Annotated in this window: 20 protein-coding genes and 1 pseudogene; 15 read left to right on the top strand and 6 right to left on the bottom strand. The window is 38.6% G+C overall.

Annotation, left to right across the window (positions count from 1 at the left end; translation table 11 throughout):
* The 7 genes and pseudogenes from EA341_RS17755 to EA341_RS17725 all read left to right on the top strand — a co-directional run.
* Positions 1-248, top strand: a pseudogene (locus tag EA341_RS17755) (3-phosphoshikimate 1-carboxyvinyltransferase); the annotation flags it as partial.
* Between the two features lie 182 nt (positions 249-430).
* Positions 431-1,519, top strand: a complete 1,089-nt coding sequence (locus EA341_RS17750) for an efflux RND transporter periplasmic adaptor subunit (RefSeq protein WP_293016512.1) — start codon at positions 431-433, stop codon at positions 1,517-1,519.
* Positions 1,516-2,775: an FtsX-like permease family protein gene (locus tag EA341_RS17745; protein WP_293016511.1), complete on the top strand. Its 1,260-nt coding sequence runs from the start codon at positions 1,516-1,518 to the stop codon at positions 2,773-2,775. The genes EA341_RS17750 and EA341_RS17745 overlap by 4 nt, the downstream gene beginning before the upstream one ends.
* A gap of 8 nt (positions 2,776-2,783) precedes the next feature.
* Complete coding sequence (locus tag EA341_RS17740) at positions 2,784-3,467, top strand: ABC transporter ATP-binding protein (RefSeq protein ID WP_293016510.1); 684 nt, start codon at positions 2,784-2,786, stop codon at positions 3,465-3,467.
* Positions 3,468-3,554: 87 nt separating this feature from the next.
* The gene (locus EA341_RS17735) at positions 3,555-4,559 is read left to right on the top strand and encodes a fasciclin domain-containing protein (protein WP_293016509.1); all 1,005 of its coding nucleotides are present in this window, start codon (positions 3,555-3,557) and stop codon (positions 4,557-4,559) included.
* Positions 4,560-4,652: 93 nt separating this feature from the next.
* Entirely contained in the window at positions 4,653-5,741 is a 1,089-nt protein-coding gene (locus tag EA341_RS17730) for a serine hydrolase (protein WP_293016508.1), read from the top strand.
* 57 nt (positions 5,742-5,798) lie between these two features.
* On the top strand, positions 5,799-7,217 hold the full coding sequence (locus EA341_RS17725) for a Glu/Leu/Phe/Val dehydrogenase (RefSeq protein WP_293016507.1): 1,419 nt from the start codon (positions 5,799-5,801) through the stop codon (positions 7,215-7,217).
* A gap of 58 nt (positions 7,218-7,275) precedes the next feature.
* Here the strand turns inward: EA341_RS17725 and proC are convergent, their stop codons facing one another.
* Positions 7,276-8,079, bottom strand: coding sequence for a pyrroline-5-carboxylate reductase (proC, locus tag EA341_RS17720; RefSeq protein ID WP_293016506.1), 804 nt, complete (start codon positions 8,077-8,079; stop codon positions 7,276-7,278).
* 203 nt (positions 8,080-8,282) lie between these two features.
* Here proC and EA341_RS17715 point away from each other — a divergent pair, with 203 nt between their 5' ends.
* The 6 genes from EA341_RS17715 (at position 8,283) to EA341_RS17695 (ending at position 12,874) form a co-directional block, all read left to right on the top strand.
* Positions 8,283-9,461 (top strand): glycosyltransferase family 4 protein, encoded by a 1,179-nt coding sequence (locus tag EA341_RS17715; RefSeq protein ID WP_293016505.1) that lies wholly within the window; start codon positions 8,283-8,285, stop codon positions 9,459-9,461.
* Positions 9,462-9,717: 256 nt separating this feature from the next.
* On the top strand, positions 9,718-10,770 hold the full coding sequence (locus tag EA341_RS17710; RefSeq protein WP_293016504.1) for an NAD-dependent epimerase: 1,053 nt from the start codon (positions 9,718-9,720) through the stop codon (positions 10,768-10,770).
* A 24-nt stretch (positions 10,771-10,794) separates the two neighbouring features.
* The gene (rfbB, locus tag EA341_RS17705) at positions 10,795-11,841 is read left to right on the top strand and encodes a dTDP-glucose 4,6-dehydratase (RefSeq protein ID WP_293016503.1); all 1,047 of its coding nucleotides are present in this window, start codon (positions 10,795-10,797) and stop codon (positions 11,839-11,841) included.
* A 370-nt stretch (positions 11,842-12,211) separates the two neighbouring features.
* A complete protein-coding gene (locus EA341_RS17700; RefSeq protein WP_293016502.1) occupies positions 12,212-12,460 on the top strand; it encodes a hypothetical protein in 249 nt (82 codons plus the stop codon).
* Between the two features lie 2 nt (positions 12,461-12,462).
* A complete protein-coding gene (locus EA341_RS19040) occupies positions 12,463-12,588 on the top strand; it encodes a type II toxin-antitoxin system RelE/ParE family toxin (protein ID WP_367127806.1) in 126 nt (41 codons plus the stop codon).
* Positions 12,548-12,874, top strand: a complete 327-nt coding sequence (locus tag EA341_RS17695; RefSeq protein WP_293016501.1) for a helix-turn-helix transcriptional regulator — start codon at positions 12,548-12,550, stop codon at positions 12,872-12,874. The genes EA341_RS19040 and EA341_RS17695 overlap by 41 nt, the downstream gene beginning before the upstream one ends.
* Before the next feature lie 139 nt (positions 12,875-13,013).
* Here EA341_RS17695 and pyrE read toward each other — a convergent pair whose 3' ends face one another.
* Positions 13,014-13,670, bottom strand: a complete 657-nt coding sequence (pyrE, locus tag EA341_RS17690) for an orotate phosphoribosyltransferase (RefSeq protein ID WP_293016500.1) — start codon at positions 13,668-13,670, stop codon at positions 13,014-13,016.
* Between the two features lie 104 nt (positions 13,671-13,774).
* On the opposite strand from pyrE, the gene EA341_RS17685 reads away from it, so the two are divergent.
* Complete coding sequence (locus tag EA341_RS17685; RefSeq protein ID WP_293016499.1) at positions 13,775-14,461, top strand: NUDIX hydrolase; 687 nt, start codon at positions 13,775-13,777, stop codon at positions 14,459-14,461.
* Here the strand turns inward: EA341_RS17685 and coaD are convergent.
* The 4 genes from coaD to EA341_RS17665 are packed head-to-tail and all read right to left on the bottom strand — an operon-like array spanning position 14,449 to position 16,879.
* Positions 14,449-14,904, bottom strand: a complete 456-nt coding sequence (gene coaD, locus EA341_RS17680; RefSeq protein WP_293016498.1) for a pantetheine-phosphate adenylyltransferase — start codon at positions 14,902-14,904, stop codon at positions 14,449-14,451. The two genes, EA341_RS17685 and coaD, sit on opposite strands and share 13 nt — an antisense overlap.
* An 8-nt stretch (positions 14,905-14,912) precedes the next feature.
* A complete protein-coding gene (locus tag EA341_RS17675; RefSeq protein ID WP_293016497.1) occupies positions 14,913-15,740 on the bottom strand; it encodes a DUF3822 family protein in 828 nt (275 codons plus the stop codon).
* A 2-nt stretch (positions 15,741-15,742) separates the two neighbouring features.
* Entirely contained in the window at positions 15,743-16,324 is a 582-nt protein-coding gene (locus tag EA341_RS17670; protein ID WP_293016496.1) for a hypothetical protein, read from the bottom strand.
* A gap of 51 nt (positions 16,325-16,375) precedes the next feature.
* Complete coding sequence (locus EA341_RS17665) at positions 16,376-16,879, bottom strand: NUDIX hydrolase (protein ID WP_293016495.1); 504 nt, start codon at positions 16,877-16,879, stop codon at positions 16,376-16,378.
* A 22-nt stretch (positions 16,880-16,901) separates the two neighbouring features.
* Between EA341_RS17665 and EA341_RS17660 the strand changes: the two genes are divergently transcribed.
* Positions 16,902-18,353 (top strand): AAA family ATPase, encoded by a 1,452-nt coding sequence (locus EA341_RS17660; RefSeq protein WP_293016494.1) that lies wholly within the window; start codon positions 16,902-16,904, stop codon positions 18,351-18,353.
* Positions 18,354-18,364: the final 11 nt, after the last annotated feature.

The raw sequence follows: 18,364 nt of genomic DNA, 5'->3' as shown, positions 1-18,364 counted from the left end.
GGATATTTGCGCTTCAGGAAGAGTTGGGTAGGTTCAATGCGCAGTTTATAGAGAAAGAGAATGAGGTTTTTACGTTGATTCCATCTGTAGAAATGCCTGCCGAAGTACGTATAAAAACCTATGATGACCACAGAATGGCGATGGCTTTTATGCCTTTGATGACCAAAACTGATGTTCTTATAGAGGAGCCGGAAGTAGTCAACAAATCCTATCCCAGTTTTTGGAAGCACGTGGCGCTTATTAAATAATTATTAAACGTTTTGGGAAGATTTATTAAAACCTTCCCAAAATGTTTTAAGCTTTATTTTTTGAAATATTCTTACCATTCTGTTGCAGGGTATCAGCACTTTTTATCCCATCAAAAGAAATTTGAATTGATTTTTACGATTTCATATTTAAAGAGTAAATTGAAATTCAAACCCCGTGCACTATGTATAGTAAGAAATGCTTTTGGCAGTTATTTGGGATTTTCCTGATTTTTTCTTGCAGCCCTTCTGGCGATAAGACTATACCTCTTAAGGAGCATATGACAGAGTCGATTTATGCCTCTGGAACTGTCAAGGCCAGGTTTCAATATCAAGCTTACACCAACGCAGTCGGTACAATACAAGAGGTGTTTTTACAGGAAGGAGATACGGTGGATGTTGGTACGCCAATTTTGTCCATATCCAGTGAATCTACCAGGATAAACAGGCAAACTTCAGAACTTAACCGTGAGTATGCTGACAGACAAGCAAATCAGACTCGATTAAGGGACTTGGAAATCAACATCAATTACGCAGCAAACAAGCGTAAAAATGACTCCTTATTATTCGAGAGACAAAAGCGTTTGATGAGTCAAGGGATAGGGACAGCAGTGGACTTGGAACAGCGTGAATTGGCATTTGAAAATTCCCTTACTCTTCACCAAGCTACCCAGTTGAAGTATGAAGACCTGAAAAGAGAGATTGACTTCAATGAAAGAAGTGCCACTAAAAACCTCGCGATTTCCAAAGCCTTGGAAAGTGATCTGATTTTGAAAAGTGAAGTAAGAGGAGTGTTGTACTCACTGCTCCGCGAAAAAGGAGAAATGGTCAATAACCAAACTCCCTTAGCAGTTTTGGGAAGTGGAGAAGAGTTTGTGTTGGAAATGCTCGTGGATGAATACGATATTGCAAAAGTCAAAAGAGGGCAAAAAATTCTGATAAGTATGGACAGTTATAGAGGGGAAGTTTTTGAGGCACTGGTAACTAAAATTAATCCAATTATGGACGTGGGAAATAAGACTTTTGTGGTTGAAGGTATTTTTGTTGAACAGCCTACTGTTCTTTATCCCAACCTTTCTCTGGAAGCAAATATTGTTATTTATGCAAAAGAGAATGCTTTGACTATACCAAGGTCATTTGTTTTCAAAGATCGGTATGTCATCACAGAGAAAAAGGATACAATTGAAGTGAAACTAGGGTTGAAAGACTTTCAAAAAGTGGAGATTTTGGAAGGGATTGATGAAAATACAGTTATTGTCAAACCCGGGACATGAAATTCTCACTGATCCTCAATATGGCAAAAGCGTTGATGCTGGCACGTTTCAAACAAACGGTGGTGGCTGCTATTGGTGTGGTATTCAGTATTACCATGTTTGTGACACTTTTAGGTTTTATGAATGGATTAAATAAGTTATTGGATGGTCTTGTACTCAACAGGACCCCACATATCAGGTTTTATAATGAACTGAAGCCGTCACTTAAGCAGCCTGTAGAGTCAAGCGATCTTTTTCAGGGCTATTACCATATTATCAGATCGGTAAAACCATCGGCAAGTAGGACCAGCATTTACAATAATGAATCTATCATGAGAACCCTGGCTGAAGACCCAAGGGTTGCAGGAGTGGCTCCTAAAATAGCTGCCCAGGTTTTTTTCAATGTGGGAGCGACAGATGTGAGTGGAGTAATCAATGGTATAGACGTTGAAGCAGAGAGTAGGCTTTTTGCCTTTGATGATTATGTGACAGAGGGGAATTTTATAGACCTAAAGAACACCAATAATGCTGTAATATTGGGAAAAGGAGCTGCGGACAGGATGCTCGCTTCCATAGGGGATGTGGTGCAGGTCACCACTGCCCAAGGAACCAGGGTACAATTAAAAGTGGTAGGCTATTATCAATCAGGATTGGGCGATCTGGATAACGTACAATCTTATGCCTCTATCAATACTGTGCAGAAAATGCTAGGAGAAAACCCCTCTTACGTGACTGATATTCAGGTGAAACTTCATGATTTTGATTTGGCTCCCAAAATGGCTAGAGAATATGAAGAAGTTTTTGGGATAGATGCCGATGATATTCAGACTGTAAATGCACAATTTGAAGCTGGATCAGGTATCAGATCTATGATTAGCTATGCTGTAGGAATTACCCTTTTGATTGTTTCAGGTTTTGGGATTTATAATATCCTCAATATGATGATTTATGAAAAAATGGATACCATTGCCATACTCAAAGCAATCGGATTTTCAGGAGCTGATGTGAATTGGATCTTCATTACCATAGCGCTTACTATAGGGTTCTTTGGTGGCGCTTTAGGTTTGTTTTTTGGATTTCTTGCAGGTCTCGGAATTGAACAGATTCCTTTTGAATTGGAAGCTCTTCCGACCATCAAAACTTTACCAGTAGATTTCAATCCTAAATATTATTTGATTGCCGGTGTGTTTAGTTTGGTGACCACCTATTTTGCAGGTTATTTTCCAGCCAGAAAAGCGAGCGGTATTGATCCGGTGGATATTATCAGAGGTAAATAGTAGCAGGTATGAGAGGAAAACCCGTAATAGAGGCAAAAAATATCAATAAGTACTTTTACAGCCCTGAAAAAACCAGGGTATTGAAGGATGTGAGTTTTCAAGTAAAGAGGGGAGAATTTGTTTCAGTGATGGGAAAATCCGGCTGCGGGAAATCTACCCTGCTGTACATACTTTCTACCATGGACACAGATTATGAAGGACAGCTTTTGATAGATGAAGAGATGGTTACTGGGAAAAAAGCAAACCGGCTTTCACAAATTCGGAATGAAAAAATCGGTTTTGTTTTTCAATTCCATTACCTGCTAAATGAGTTTTCTGTTTTGGAAAATGTGATGATTCCAGGACTTAAATTGAATAAAAAAACCAGAGAAGAGCTTGAACATGTGGCCATGGAAAAGTTGAGGATTTTTGATATGCAGGATCATGCCATGAAAAAAGCAAATCAACTTTCAGGAGGGCAAAAGCAGAGGGTTGCTATCGCCAGGTCTCTGATGAATGACCCATTGATTATCATGGGGGATGAACCCACAGGAAATCTTGATAAGAAAAATTCAGATATTGTATTCAATATTTTTAAAGAGCTGGCACAGGAGTTTCATCAGACCATGTTGATTGTCACCCATGACCAGGAATTTGCTGCGGGAACGGATCGTGTAATAGAAATGGAAGATGGTAGGGTGTTAAGTCGTTAATTTTCAGTTGCATGAAAAACATTTTAAATAATAATGGGGTTTGCTTTTTACTTTATTGAAATAAACTGTTAACCAAATCCAAAAATCATGTTACGAAAATTAAATTATCGCTCTTATCGGTTATTATTACCGATTTTCACCTTGTTTTTTATTGGATGTTCTTCCACAGAAGATGATCAACCTTATGCAGAACTCCCAAATAATCAACTATCAGATATTCCAACCACATTAAAAGCAATGGAGAATGGTTTGGAAGAAGATGCGTCAGGTACTCTAGAAAGAAGAAATGGTCAACCTACTTTCGCCACTTTCAATGCCGCCTTGGGTAGCACGGGTCTTGCCTCTGTTTTTGCAAGAAATGAATTGACTGTATTTGCTCCTACTGATCAGGCATTTGCCGCCTTAAACCTAAATCCAGGGAATGTGAGAAATCAGCCAGATTTGGTAGAGATTTTACTTTATCATGTAGTGGAGGGGACAGTTTTATCTACAGATTTAAATGACGGATTTGTACCTACCTTAAACGGTTCTGCTGTAGAAATCAGTCTTTCTGATGGAGCTAAAGTGAATGATTCCAACATCATATTACTGGATAGAAGAGCAAGAAATGGTGTAATTCATGGTATAGATGAAGTGCTTCTTCCGCCCACAAAAAATATTTTTGAAATTGCTGATGATAATGACAATTTTAAATTATTAATAACAGCAATTCAATTAGCAGGGCTTGAAGATTTTTTGGCCAATACAAATAACATTACCGTATTTGCACCTACCGATCAGGCCTTTGCAGATCTTATAAAAGAACTTCCAGGAATTAATACAATTGATGAATTAATTGCGTTTCTTGATGTTGAAGGTTTGATAAATGTTTTAGCTTATCACGTTTTTGATGGGGGAAGAGTTTACTCAAGTGACCTTGCAAACACTTCTATTCAAATGTTTTCAGGAGAGGAGGTTGCCATAGACATTGACGGACCTAAACTTATTGATTTCAACAACAGAGAATCTAATATCATAGCGACCGATATTCAGGCTACCAATGGTGTGATTCATGTAATAGACAGGGTTATCTTACCCGATCTGGGATTGTAATTTCATGAATTCTTCAAAAGGCTATTGTATTTAACGATAGCCTTTTTTTATGGCAAGTTTTTTTGATTATTTTGGAATAAAATAAATTCACATATGAGGTACTTGGCCAAGGTTTTTTGTATCCTTTTAATTTTTTCCTGTTCCGAAAAACAAATCCCGGATCCAAGTCCATCAGAAATCTATTTCCCTCCTACTGGAAGCAATACTTGGGAGGCATCTTCCCCTTCTTCTTTGGATTGGGACTCTACTCAAATAGGTGACCTGTTGACCTTATTGGAAGGAAATGGTACCCGTGCTTTTATTATCCTCAAAGATGGTAAAATTGTTTTGGAAGAATATTTCGGGACCCGATTGGCTACTAACCAAGCATTTGACAAAAATTCACTTTGGTACTGGGCTTCTGCTGGAAAGACGCTTACAGCTGCTACAATTGGAATTGCCGCTGAACAAAACAAAATGGATATTTTCGCCTCTAGTAGTAAATACCTTGGAGAAGGTTGGACTTCCCTGACCAGAGATGCAGAACAGGAAATCAATGTTTGGCATCACCTGACAATGACGTCGGGTATCAATGATGATGTAGCGAATTTGAATGACTTTTCCCCCGAAAATTTAAGATACCAATCTGAGCCAGGTCTAAGGTGGGCATATCATAATGCCCTTTACACCCTGTTGTACAATGTGGTGGAGAGTGCCACTGGAATGTCATTTAACGATTTCTTTAACCAAAACTTAGCTTCAAAAATCGGAATGACTGGCTCATGGCAAAGGATTGGATTTAACAATGTGTATTTCAGCAATGCCCGTTCAATGGCAAGATTTGGATTGTTTATTTTAGCAAATGGGGAATGGGACGGAGTATCGGTCTTGAGTAAGGATTTTGTTCAGGAAATGATTTCCACTTCTCAGTCCATCAATGAAAGTTATGGGTATTTATGGTGGATCAATGGGAAAAATTCTTTTATGGTGCCTTCGATTCAAGCGCAGTTTCCCGGTTCTTTTGCCCCCAACGCTCCAGATGACATGGTATGTGGGATAGGAAAAGATGGGCAATATATCTGTGTGGTCCCTTCATCTGGAATAGTCCTGGTAAGAATGGGAGAAAATCCTGATCAAGCTTTGGTTCCTTTCAGGTTTATTGATGACATATGGAAGGAATTAAATAATATCATTGTGCAGTAATGAGCACATGTTTACAAAGATTTGTATCTTGTCATATTCACCAAAATGTAAATTTTTATGAGTAAAAAAATAGAATACAGTTTGTTTAATGATGTCTGTGGTTTCGTGGATGATGCAGCCAAGCATATGGATTTGCATCCAGGACTTCTGGATCAAATCAAGCAATGCAATAGTATTTATAAGTTTAATTTTCCGTTGAGAAATGAGGATGGTACCTATGAAACCATGATAGGCTATAGGGTCCAACACTCTCATCATAAGCTCCCTGTTAAAGGAGGTATCCGTTACTCTGAGCATGTGGATGAAGAAGAAGTAAAGGGATTGGCAGCTTTGATGACCTATAAGTGTGCTCTTGTCAACATTCCATTTGGAGGAGCAAAGGGTGGTGTTAGCATAGATCCGCTGAAGTACAATGAAAGACAGTTGGAGAAAATCACAAGAAGATATACTGCTGAATTGATTAAGAAAAAATTTATAGGTCCCGCTATCGATGTTCCTGCTCCTGATTATGGAACTGGGGCAAGAGAAATGGCTTGGATAGTAGATACTTTTGAGGCTTTCAACCCTGAATTGATCAATGCAAAGGGTGCTGTTACAGGTAAGCCACTTTCTCAGCACGGTATTGATGGTAGAACCGAAGCTACCGGTCAAGGTGTGTTTTATGGTATACGGGAAGCAGTCAGTGTAGCAGAAGACATGGAGGCATTAGGGCTTTCTGTAGGTCTTAAAGGTAAAAGTGTCATCATTCAGGGACTTGGTAATGTGGGATATTATTCTGCAAAATACCTCAAAGAGTCAGGAGCCAAGATCATAGGAGTTGCAGAGTGGAATGGAGGGATTTGGAATGAGTCTGGTATCGATATTGAAGAGCTGAAAACATATCAAATTGAAAACAAAGGATTCAAGGGATACAGTAAAGGTGAGTTTGTCAAAAACTCCGGAGAAATGTTAACCTACCCTTGTGATATTCTTGTGCCCGCAGCACTTGAAAATCAGATCACCGATAAGAATGCGGATAAAATTCAGGCGAAGATAATTGGAGAGGCAGCAAATGGCCCGGTGACCAATGAGGCTGAGAAGATACTGCTGAAAAAAGGCGTGATGATTATTCCTGACATGTACCTGAATGCGGGTGGTGTAACTGTTTCCTATTTCGAGTGGCTTAAAAACCTGTCAAGGGTTTCTTTTGGCAAACTTGAAAAGCGATATGATATGGAAAAATATAGGAAGCTTTTGGGTACCATCGAAAACGCTACCGGAGAGCGCTTTACCGAAGACGAAAGAGATGCGCTTATCAAAGGTGCCTCAGAGAGAGATTTGGTTTTGTCTGGGTTGGAGGAAACAATGGTGACTGCCTACCACGATATGAATAGAACTAGAAAAGAAAAAGGGATTCAAAGTCTAAGAACTGCAGGCTTTATCCTGGCCCTTCAGAGGATATCTATTAGTTATATGGATTTGGGGATTTTCCCATAATTAAGTCCATTGATGGCTGTCTTACAAATTATTATTAAGTTTTGTAAGACAGCCTTAATCATATCTTTTCTATTTTTTGATAAGAGGCAAGTACTCCACGAACCATAGCCGCTGAAAAACCCTGGTGCTCCATCTCATTAAGTCCAACGATTGTACAACCTTTTGGCGTTGTAACCTTGTCAATAGCCTCTTCTGGGTGCATGTTTTTTTGTATCATGAGTTCAGCTGCCCCTTTGACCGTTTGATTTACAATTTGACTTGCTGTTTTGGCATCAAAACCGATTTGAATGCCTCCTTGAATCATGGCACGCATAAACCGAAGTACATAAGCTATTCCACAGGCACCCAATACAGTAGCAGCTTCCATTAGTCCTTCATCTATGCTGATGCTTATGCCGACACTCTCAAAGAGCTCCTTGACTAGGACTTCACTCTCTGGGGTTTGGTTTTTGCCGCAAATACAGGTAACAGACTCTTGAATATCAGCAGCAATATTAGGCATTGCCCTGTAGGTCACCGTATCAGCATCAAGAGCTAAGTATATTTCGTCTAAGGTTATTCCTGTTGCGAGGGAAACGATAATCTGCTTTTTAGGAGCAAGAACAGGCTTGATTTCCTTCAAAATTTCGGTGACATTATAAGGTTTGACTCCCAAAATCACTAAATCTGCCTGAGCCGCAGCTATAAGGTTATCTGAGTGCACCCTGACTCCTTTGTCTTGTAAGTAAAGTAAATTTGATGGGTTTCTTTTGGTCAGGTGAAGATTTTCAGGATTGAAACCTTCCAAATTCAAAAGTCCATTTACAATGGAACTTCCTAGATTGCCACAGCCAATGATAGCGATTTTGATATCCTTTAACATGATTGAAATACAGTGATAAATTTTATAATCATTGCAAAGGTAAAAAGTAATCATTGGATAGAAGGGTAAAGGCAGGATTTTTGAATGAAATAACCGAGGAAAATTAAACTTGGTTTGATGAATATAAAAGTCAATTTTCCAGAATTTATCTCCTTAAAAAGCAATAAAAAGTTAACTTTGACTTTTTAAAATCTAAAACCTGAATGCCAAAATTAATACGTATTACAACTGTTCCACTTTCCCTAAAACTTTTATTGGCAGGACAGATGAAATTCATGAAAGAAGCCGGATGGGATGTTCTGATGGTAAGTGCTGATGGACGAGAAATAAATGAAGTGCGTAAAAGGGAAGGCTGCGAACATCATGTAATCCCCTTTACCAGAAAAATAACACCTTTTCACGACCTGTACTGTCTGTGGCTTTTATTCATGCTTTTTAGAAAAGAAAAACCGGACATTGTACATTCTCATACCCCAAAAGCCGGCTTGTTGGCTATGATAGCAGCTAGACTTGCGGGAGTAAAAACGAAAATCCATACAGTTGCAGGCATGCCTTATATGGTGGCTGAAAAGAATAAGAAAAAGCTTTTGATTGCAATGGAAAAGCTCACTTTCAGATGGGCTGATGAGGTTTGGCCTAATTCTTTCTCCCTAAAGGACTTTATGCTCCAAGAAGGACTATTGGAAGAAACTAAAGTCAGAGTAATTGGAAATGGTTCTTCTAATGGTGTTGATTTAAGTAAGTTTAATAGGAATTCCTTGGCTGAAAACCATCTGGTTGCAGCCACTATGAGGATCACACCTTCTGAAAATGATTTTCTGATCTTGGCAGTCGGAAGACTGGTAAGAGACAAAGGAGTTGAGGAATTGGTAGAGGCATTTCTTCAGTCCAAAGTTTCTAAATATGGGAAATTGGTGTTGTTGGGTTCTTTCGAACAGAAACTCAATCCGATCAAGGATGATGTCATGCGGAAAATTCAGGATCATCCCAGAATAGTCCAGATAGAATGGTCAGACCATGTGGCCCATTACCTGGCTTTGGCAGATGTGCTGGTCCACGCATCACATAGGGAAGGATTTCCAAATGTTTTGTTGGAAGCTGGAGCCATGCAGGTGCCAGTGATTTGTTCTGATATCATAGGGAATGTAGATCTGATCACCAATAAAGAAACAGGGCTGGTTTTTCCTGTCAAAAATGCAGAGGTACTGAAAGATGCCCTTGAATTTGCCTTTGTTAAAAGAGATTATATGCAGCAATTGGCAGATAATTTATACCATAAAGTCAAATCACAGTTTGACAGGAATGACATCCATCACCTGGTTTTGGAAAATTATACAAGGCTTGTTGAAGAAGAAGATGAAAATGAAGCCCACCAAAGCTGAAATTGTGAAAATACTTGCGTTTATTTGTTTTGATACGTGAAACATAAAATATTCTAAGAAATAAAAATTGAGTCTACCTGCTTAAGGCAAGTGTTCCTTTCCGATGGCCGACGGACATCCCAATACACCGGGACAGGTAATGACCTCTAATAAACAAATTATAATCATATGAAATGCCCATGAGAAAAGGTTCTCACACAGGGGGATGATTATTTAGGGCATTCCATGTGACCTTTGAAAAGCTAATTATAAACACATGAAATATTTGATTACCGGTACAGCCGGTTTTATAGGCTTTCACCTTGCCAACTTGCTTTTGGAAAGAGGAGATACAGTAGTCGGTATCGACAACATCAATGATTATTATGATGTGAACCTGAAATTTGCGAGGCTTAAAGAAAGTGGGATTTCCAAAGAGGAGATTGAAGTTCATCAAGCTGTCAGGTCAAATAAGTTTGAGCGTTACACTTTTATCAAGATGGATCTTGCGGATAAGGAAGCTTTGATGTCTTTGTTTGAAAAGGAAAAATTTGATATTGTCATTAATCTTGCCGCACAGGCAGGTGTCAGGTACTCTTTGATTAATCCTGCGGCTTATATTCAAACAAATGTCACCGGGTTTGTCAATATTTTGGAAGCCTGCAGAGCCTATCCTGTCAAACACCTCGTATACGCTTCATCCAGTTCCGTCTATGGCGCCAATACGCAGATGCCTTTTTCTACCTCAGACAATGTAGACCATCCGTTGAGCCTTTATGCCGCTTCCAAGAAGTCTAATGAGTTGATGGCACATACATACAGTCATTTGTTTAATATTCCCACCACTGGATTGAGGTTTTTTACAGTCTATGGTCCATGGGGAAGACCGGATATGGCATTGTTTTTATTTATTGAGGCCATATCCAAAGGAGAAGCTATAGAGGTATTCAACCATGGTAAAATGAAACGTGATTTCACTTATGTAGGCGATATAGTAGAGGGGATAAAAAGAGTAGCTGATAGGCCTGCTTCAGGAGATCCGCAATGGAATGGAGATAAGCCTGATCCAGGAAGTTCTTATGCCCCATACAAAGTATATAATATAGGCAATTCAAGCCCTGTAGAACTTATGGATTATATAGGTGCTTTGGAAAAGGCAGTTGGAAAGGAAGCCAAGAAAATAATGTTGCCTTTACAGCCTGGAGATGTACCAGCTACTTTTGCAGATGTAAGCGACTTGATGAGAGATACAGGTTACAAGCCTGATACTCCTGTAGAAAAAGGCGTAGCCAAGTTTGTTGAGTGGTACAAAGCATTTTATCAAAAATAGTCCAAGAAAAAAACCATTGATTTTATGAAAAAGAATATTTTGATCACTGGAGGTGCTGGGTTTATTGGCAGTCATGTAGTGGCACTTTTTGTCAAAAAATACCCTGATTACCATATCATCAACCTGGATGCACTCACCTATGCAGGCAATCTTGAAAACCTGAAGGAAATAGAGAATGCCAGTAATTATACATTTGAAAAAGTTGATATATTGGATGAAGCTGAATTGACAAGGGTCTTTCATACACATCAGGTTACCGATGTGATACATTTAGCAGCAGAATCTCATGTCGATAGATCAATCACTGATCCATTGGCTTTTGTCCGCACCAACGTCATTGGAACAGTCAATCTTCTGAATGCTGCAAAAACTTACTGGAAGGAATATGAAAAGCACCTTTTTTATCATGTCTCTACTGATGAGGTGTACGGTTCCCTGGATGATGGCGGGTTTTTTCTTGAAACTACATCTTATGATCCGCAGTCACCTTATTCTGCTTCAAAAGCCTCTTCTGATCATTTTGTAAGGGCTTATAACAATACTTACAAGCTGAGAATTGTTATCTCCAATTGCAGCAACAATTACGGACCCAACCAATTTCCTGAAAAACTGATCCCTCTTTGTATCAACAATATCAAAAACAACAAGCCTTTGCCTGTCTATGGGAAAGGTGAAAATATCCGGGATTGGCTATATGTAGTAGACCATGCAAGGGCTATTGATGTGGTGTTCCATTCCGGTAAAAACGGTGAGACCTACAATATTGGAGGATTCAACGAATGGAAGAACATCGATATAGTAAGAGTCCTCTGTGAGGTCATGGATAAGAAGCTTGGTCGTGAAAAAGGGGAGTCCGAAAAGTTGATCACCTTTGTAAAAGATAGGGCAGGACATGACCACAGGTATGCCATTGATGCTTCTAAAATACAAAAGGAATTGGACTGGGAGCCTAGTTTACAATTTGAAGAAGGGATTGAAAAAACAGTAGATTGGTATTTGGGCAATGAGACTTGGTTGGAAAATGTGACTTCAGGGAATTACCAGAAGTATTATGAGGAGCATTATGAGTAAAAGTATTGCCTTATTTTGGAGATAGGGATAAATAGTCCAAATGCAAATTGGTAAGTATATATGGATGAATTTACAGACTTCACCTAGGTATGGTAGAAGTCTAAGCTAAATTCAAAGTTTTTTTTTGAGTCACGCAAAACAAAAAATATTCAGCAAAACAAGAGTCCATCTGGGGGTTTGTAAATAAAGATTTAGTAATTTTTTACTATAAATATCCGAATAAAACATTCGCCAATCTCATACGAATTGGTTGTATATGCGAAAGTTTGTATCGGGTATATTACCGTTGTGCTACACTTTAGAAAAGCAACTTTCGCATTTTTTCGCATCTAAATAACTCTTTTGTTCCATTATTCGTTAACTTTACAGCATGGAGAAAAAAAGAACACTGATTTTCTACAGGGACTATTTCAATGACTTTTTTGACAAGCTTCCTGAAAAGGTGAAAGGCAAAATTGATGAAGTGCTTTATATGATTATGGTTCTTGAAAGAATTCCGGCAAAGTTTTTCTCGCATATGACTGCTTATGATGGACTCTATGAAATACGGATAGAGTATAGCAGCAATATCTACGGTCCCGATAGCTATCGGGATGCTGTTTTGATGAAGGTAATTTGATAGTGCTGTTCAATGGCTTCCAAAAGAAGTCTCAAAAGACCCCTCAAAAGGAAATTGACAAAGCATTGAAAATCAAAGCCGAGTATTTTGAAGAAAAGAACAAACAAAAGAAAGATGGAAAAAAGTAGCTCAATTACAACATTTGAACAACACCTTGAAAAAAGGTACGGGCAAGTAGGCGAAGAAAAAAGAATGGCTTTTGAAGCGAAAGCTAAGGCTTTTGCCATTGGTGAACTCATAAAAGAAGAGCGAAGACTTTCAAATATGACTCAAGAACAACTTGCCACTAAAACAGGGACTAAGAAAAGCTTTATCTCCAGGATTGAAAATGGAAAAAGCGATATTCAACTTTCAACACTTTATCGAATTTTAGAATTGGGGCTAGGTAAAAAAATCTCATTCACGATAGAATAAAAGCGAAGCACAACATCACCTTGGATACAGCGGGCGGTTCAGAGTAAATAGAAAGATTAGTATCTTTGAGAAGTTAGGAGTGTATTGGAAGAGAACGGCTCCGAATGCCCGCCGTCTCCAAGCTGAATCACGTTATCGCTCACCTTACCCTCATGCCCTTCCATAAAGAAGGTTCCTTTCTCCATTCTACCAAAGAAGCAAGTGTTTCATCGTCAATATAATCATTGGCTAAGGCTTGGGGCAACATAGAGGAATAGTCGCTGAGGCATATCAACTTTACTCCCGCAGCTTCAAAGTTTTGCTTTGCAATATCAAAGCCATAGGTGAAAATACTCACCATGCCAAGTACCTCAAAACCGGCAGCTTTCAAGTCTTCTACAGCTTTGAGGGAGCTCCCTCCTGTAGAGACCAAGTCTTCTACCACTACTACTTTTTGACCGGGAGTGATTTTTCCTTCGATCATATTTTCCATTCCATGACCTTTGGGTTTTGATCTGACATACAAAAATGGAAGTTCCATTTGATCAGCAATCAGCGCACCTTGAGGTATTCCCGCTGTAGCTACTCCGGCAATTGCTTCTGCTGAAGGGAAATTTTGCTCTATGGCTTTTACCAGGTTTTTTTTGATAAATGTCCTGACTTCTGGGAAAGATAGTGAAAGTCTATTGTCACAATAAATAGGTGAACTCCAACCTGAAGCCCAGGTAAATGGTTTTTCTGGTTGTAATCTGATAGCCCTTACTTCAAGTAACAATGAGGCAACTTCTGCTGCAGTCTTTTTGTCGAATATTTCCATACCTCAAAATTAAAGGATAAAATAGAAGAGTCGGTTGTACAGGCTGAAAATTTTATGCATTTTTGATCTTTAGAGAATAGCTTTCAGGCCAAAAAATACCCGCCATGAAGATTTTTATCAACGATAAGCCACTGGATATCCTTACTCATGATGAACTTTCCAAAGATAAAACTTTTGAGTGCATCTATGACCATCCTACTGACATACCTGCCACCAGTGATTTTCATGACGATGTGTTGATTGTCGAACCCTCTCATGATATCATCATCAAGTTACTTTATCTCTTACGAACCAGAAAACTAAAGCATTTGGATTCCGTGACCATAGTCTCTGAAGATAAAAAGGCATTAAAGAAATTTATTAAAAGCCGTTTTTCAGTAATCAAGGCAGCCGGGGGAGTCGTTACCAAGGCAAAAAACATACTATTCATTTACAGGCTTGGGAAATGGGATCTACCCAAAGGGAAATTTGATAAAGGAGAGACTCCTGCGCAATGTGCAGTAAGGGAAGTGGAAGAGGAATGCAATATTCAGGTGAAACTTGGCCCTGAAATATGTAAGACTTGGCACACTTATACCCACAACCGTAAAAGTATACTAAAAAAAACCTATTGGTTTGTAATGGAAAGTGCTGACGATACAGCTATGACTCCGCAAAAAGAAGAAGGCATAGAAGACATCAGATGGCTGAGTCATCATGAAGCAAAAATTGCATTAGTCAATTCTTACCCCTCTATGCGTTACTTATACAAACGGTTTTTGAGAATGGTGCCGAAGGTTCAGACTTCGTAAGGAATATATTCGCTTATGTCCGCACCGAATTTGTGAACTTCTCGGATTACGGTTGAGCTAACTGCAGCAAAATGGGGAGAAGTAATCAGAAATACCGTTTCCAATTCTGGATTAAGTTTACGGTTCATTTGGCTGATAGTATTTTCATATTCAAAGTCCGTAGTATTCCTAAGTCCCCTTAATAAAAAGTTCGCATTATGCTTTTTGGCTAGGCTTGAAGTAAGTTCATTATAAATGATGACTTTGACTTTTGGTTCATCCTTATAAAGTGTCTTGATCTTATTGACCATATCTTCGATTTCAAAATACCTGGTTTTTTTGGCAACATTATATCCAATTCCAATGATGAGCTCATCAAACAAGCTGAGTCCTCTCAAAACGATATCATGATGGCCCTTGGTAAATGGATCAAATGAGCCTGGGAAGATGGCGATTTTTTTCATAGATGAATTTAAATGTATGCCCAACTTGTCTCTAAGGCAGCACTTTCCAGAGTCTTATCGAAACTTTTATGGTAGATTATATTTGGTTGTGGTATTGTGAGTTTGAAGTTTTTAAAGTAAATCTCTCCCCATTCATTATCAATACCAATAGATTTGAAATCTCCTAGGACATTAATTCTACAAAGCTTTCTATTGAACTCGAGTTGCTGTATAATACCTAATGTATATTTCAAAAGATCATCTTTATTATCAGCTTCAAACCGATTGAATACCATCAATTCCTGTTTGGAGAATGCTGCCAGATAGAAATGGTTTTCAAAAAAGTAAATTAAAATTTCCTGGTTCAGAAGGTTTAGTTTTTCATTAAAACAATACGAAAGGAAAGAAATCGCACCATGATAAAATTCAATGTTGGTTTTACCAATACTCAGTAGTTGGTGAATGTTTGTAGAAACTCCCCCGACTATGTGAATTCGATTACTTTCTAATGCTGTGCTATAGGAAGTTTTTTGATTGACTTCCCCTGCAAATGCCAAATAGGTGTTGAGGAAAGCAGGATTGAAAACCATCCCTGGAACCAAACTGAAAATGTGATTATGTACATAGACTCTCGTAGGAAGGTCTAGCTTATATATTTCGTCACTGCTGATTGTCTCAGATAATTGCTCAAGGTTTGAAAAGGAAATTGTATGAACCAGCATTACCTTTTCATTCTGGTCTTTGGCCATTAAAAAAGCCAAGTGCTCATATAAGAAAAGCGATAAGCTTGACACCAAATTGATATCAAACTTATCGCATATGAATTTCTCTTGAGTATTTAGAGTTGAACTTGTCAAAATTACTCCCAGTTACCAGAAGTAGATGAATCAGTTCTAGATCCCACTCTTAGGGCCTTTTCGTTATTATTTTCTCTCCTTTTTGGATTGATTGGAGCAGGATCTCTGATTTCAAAAACTGGAATATCTCTTCCACTTCTTTCGATCATATCAGAGAAAAACTCGAATTCAACTCCACCTGAACCTGGAACTATGTGAAGATTGTCAAGATTGAAATTCGGATATCTCCTTTCATTGAATAGAGAATCCATTACATTCACTGAACCCAGTGTATCAATGGTGACAGTTGTTTCTTCTTTTCCATACTCAAGAAGTTTGGTAGTTTCTTTCTTTTCTATTAACCAAATCTGACCGCCTTGGATAAATTCTCTCAGGTCATTCCAGTTATCTGCGTACTCTCTGTTTGAAGCATTGTATGCCACTTGAGCATCTCTCAGCATTTGAAGTTTTTCAATAATTCTGGATTCCAATGCAGCGATTCTTTTTTCTTCTTGCATGACATTGTCCACGCTCTTGAAAAGCATGAAGCCCAAACCAAGAGCGCCTAAAAAGAAAACTACGGATAATATTTTGCTTAGTGTCATTTTTGAGATGATTTAATCTTTTATAAAGGTTGATGGTTTTTAATCAGGTTGCTATTTTATCGATTTATTTTCAAAATTAAAATATCCATTCCATTTTCTCACATCTTTCAATGATTTTATTCCTTGGAAAATGGGATGTTTTTCATCTTTTTGGATCAAATGGAGCTTATCGATGGTAAGAAATTTAATTTCGGTGATCAATTGATTTTTCTTGTCTAGTTCTGGGTCTGTTCCAAGTTGAAGGTTTCCACCAGTCCTTTCTACTAAAAAAAACAATTCTACTGCATGTAAAGGTGTTTCTAAATACTCGTGAACACAAACAAATTTACATATGCGGATATCAAGTCCTGTTTCCTCCTTAAATTCTCGTTTTAAATTGTCCTCAGTGGAGCTCCCGTATTTCATTCCACCACCGGGAACATTCCAAAAGTATCTTTCAGGCCCCATTCTATGCCTGATCATCAAAACAGAATTATTTTCTATCAGTATGCCATTTACTCTTGTTCTGAGCCTACCTCCGAATTTATCGGTCAATTCTTTTTCCAGTGTTGCCATTTAAAGCTAGATTCGTCATTGCATGACAGGTAAAGATAATCAGGGCTTAATCAAGCCATCAATTTTATTGAAAAAAAATTTTCAGTTCGAACCCACTTCGGGCCAAAATGATTTTTTTTCCCAAATGGATAAGTTTTTAACAGAAGCAGACCCATCAGGAGATACTTTTGTCTTGAGAGGGTACGCTGGAACAGGGAAGACATCTCTTGTGTCTGCTTTGGTTAAAGTGCTTCCAAGAATAAAACTTAAGTCTATGCTACTTGCACCGACTGGAAGGGCCGCCAAGGTAATGGGCAATTACAGCAACAAGGCAGCTTTTACTATCCATAAAATAATTTATCGACCCAAAGAACAAGCTGGAGAAATGGGTTCCGGATTTGAACTGGTTAAAAACTATTACCAAAACACAGTATTTATTGTCGATGAGGCTTCTATGCTGGCAGATGAGCAAATGGGTGGAAGAAGTTTGTTAAGGGATTTAATCCATTATGTCTTTCAAGTGAGCAGTAACAGGCTGATTTTGGTGGGAGATACAGCACAGTTACCGCCGGTAGGCAGCAGCCTAAGCCCAGGGTTAGACAGGGATTACCTGATCAGGCATTTCAGACTCAAGGTTTCCATGATTGAGTTGACTGAAGTGATGCGTCAGCAACTGGAGTCGGGGATTCTATACAATGCCACTTACTTGAGAGATCAGGTGACTTCCAAGGATCCCGTTATTTTTTTCCAAACAAAGGGATTCAATGATTTCTTTAAAATGACTGGAGAAAGGCTGGAGGATGGCTTAAGATATGCCTATGATAAATATGGGGTCGAAAATACAGCTATAGTCACGAGGTCCAATAAAACAGCCGTTCAATACAATCAATATATCCGGAGAACCATTCATTTTTACGATGATGAGATCAGCGCCGGAGATTTATTGATGATTGTCAAAAATAATTATACCTATATGGCCGATTCGGAAAAAGTAAATTTCCTGGCCAATGGGGATTTTGCAGAAGTTACAAAAATCAGGTCTTTTGAGGAAATGTATGGCTTGAGGTTTGCTACATTGGAACTCAGGTTGATCGATTATCCTGAAGAACCTTATTTTGAGGCCAAGGTGATAATGGATACATTATATAGTCCGAGTCCGGCGCTAACAGTGACGGAATATAGGGAGCTCTACAGACAGGTTTCGGAGGACTATATGGATGTTGTTAATAAAAGTGAAAGAATGGAACTGATCAAAAAAGATCCTTATCTTTCGGCTTTGCAGGTGAAGTTCGCTTATGCACTTACTTGTCATAAATCACAAGGTGGACAGTGGGATGCGGTATTTGTAGACCAAGGTTACCTTACTGATGAGCTGGTCAACCATGAATATATACGGTGGTTGTATACAGCGGTGACCAGGGCAAAGAAAGAGTTGTTTATGGTGAACTTTAATCCAAAATTTTACATTTACAACTCGGAAAAGAATTCGAATTAAATTAAATTATA

The sequence above is a fragment of the Mongoliibacter sp. genome (assembly GCF_007692705.1).
Lineage (GTDB): Bacteria > Bacteroidota > Bacteroidia > Cytophagales > Cyclobacteriaceae > Mongoliibacter.
This window is presented reverse-complemented; position numbering and strand designations above follow the sequence as displayed.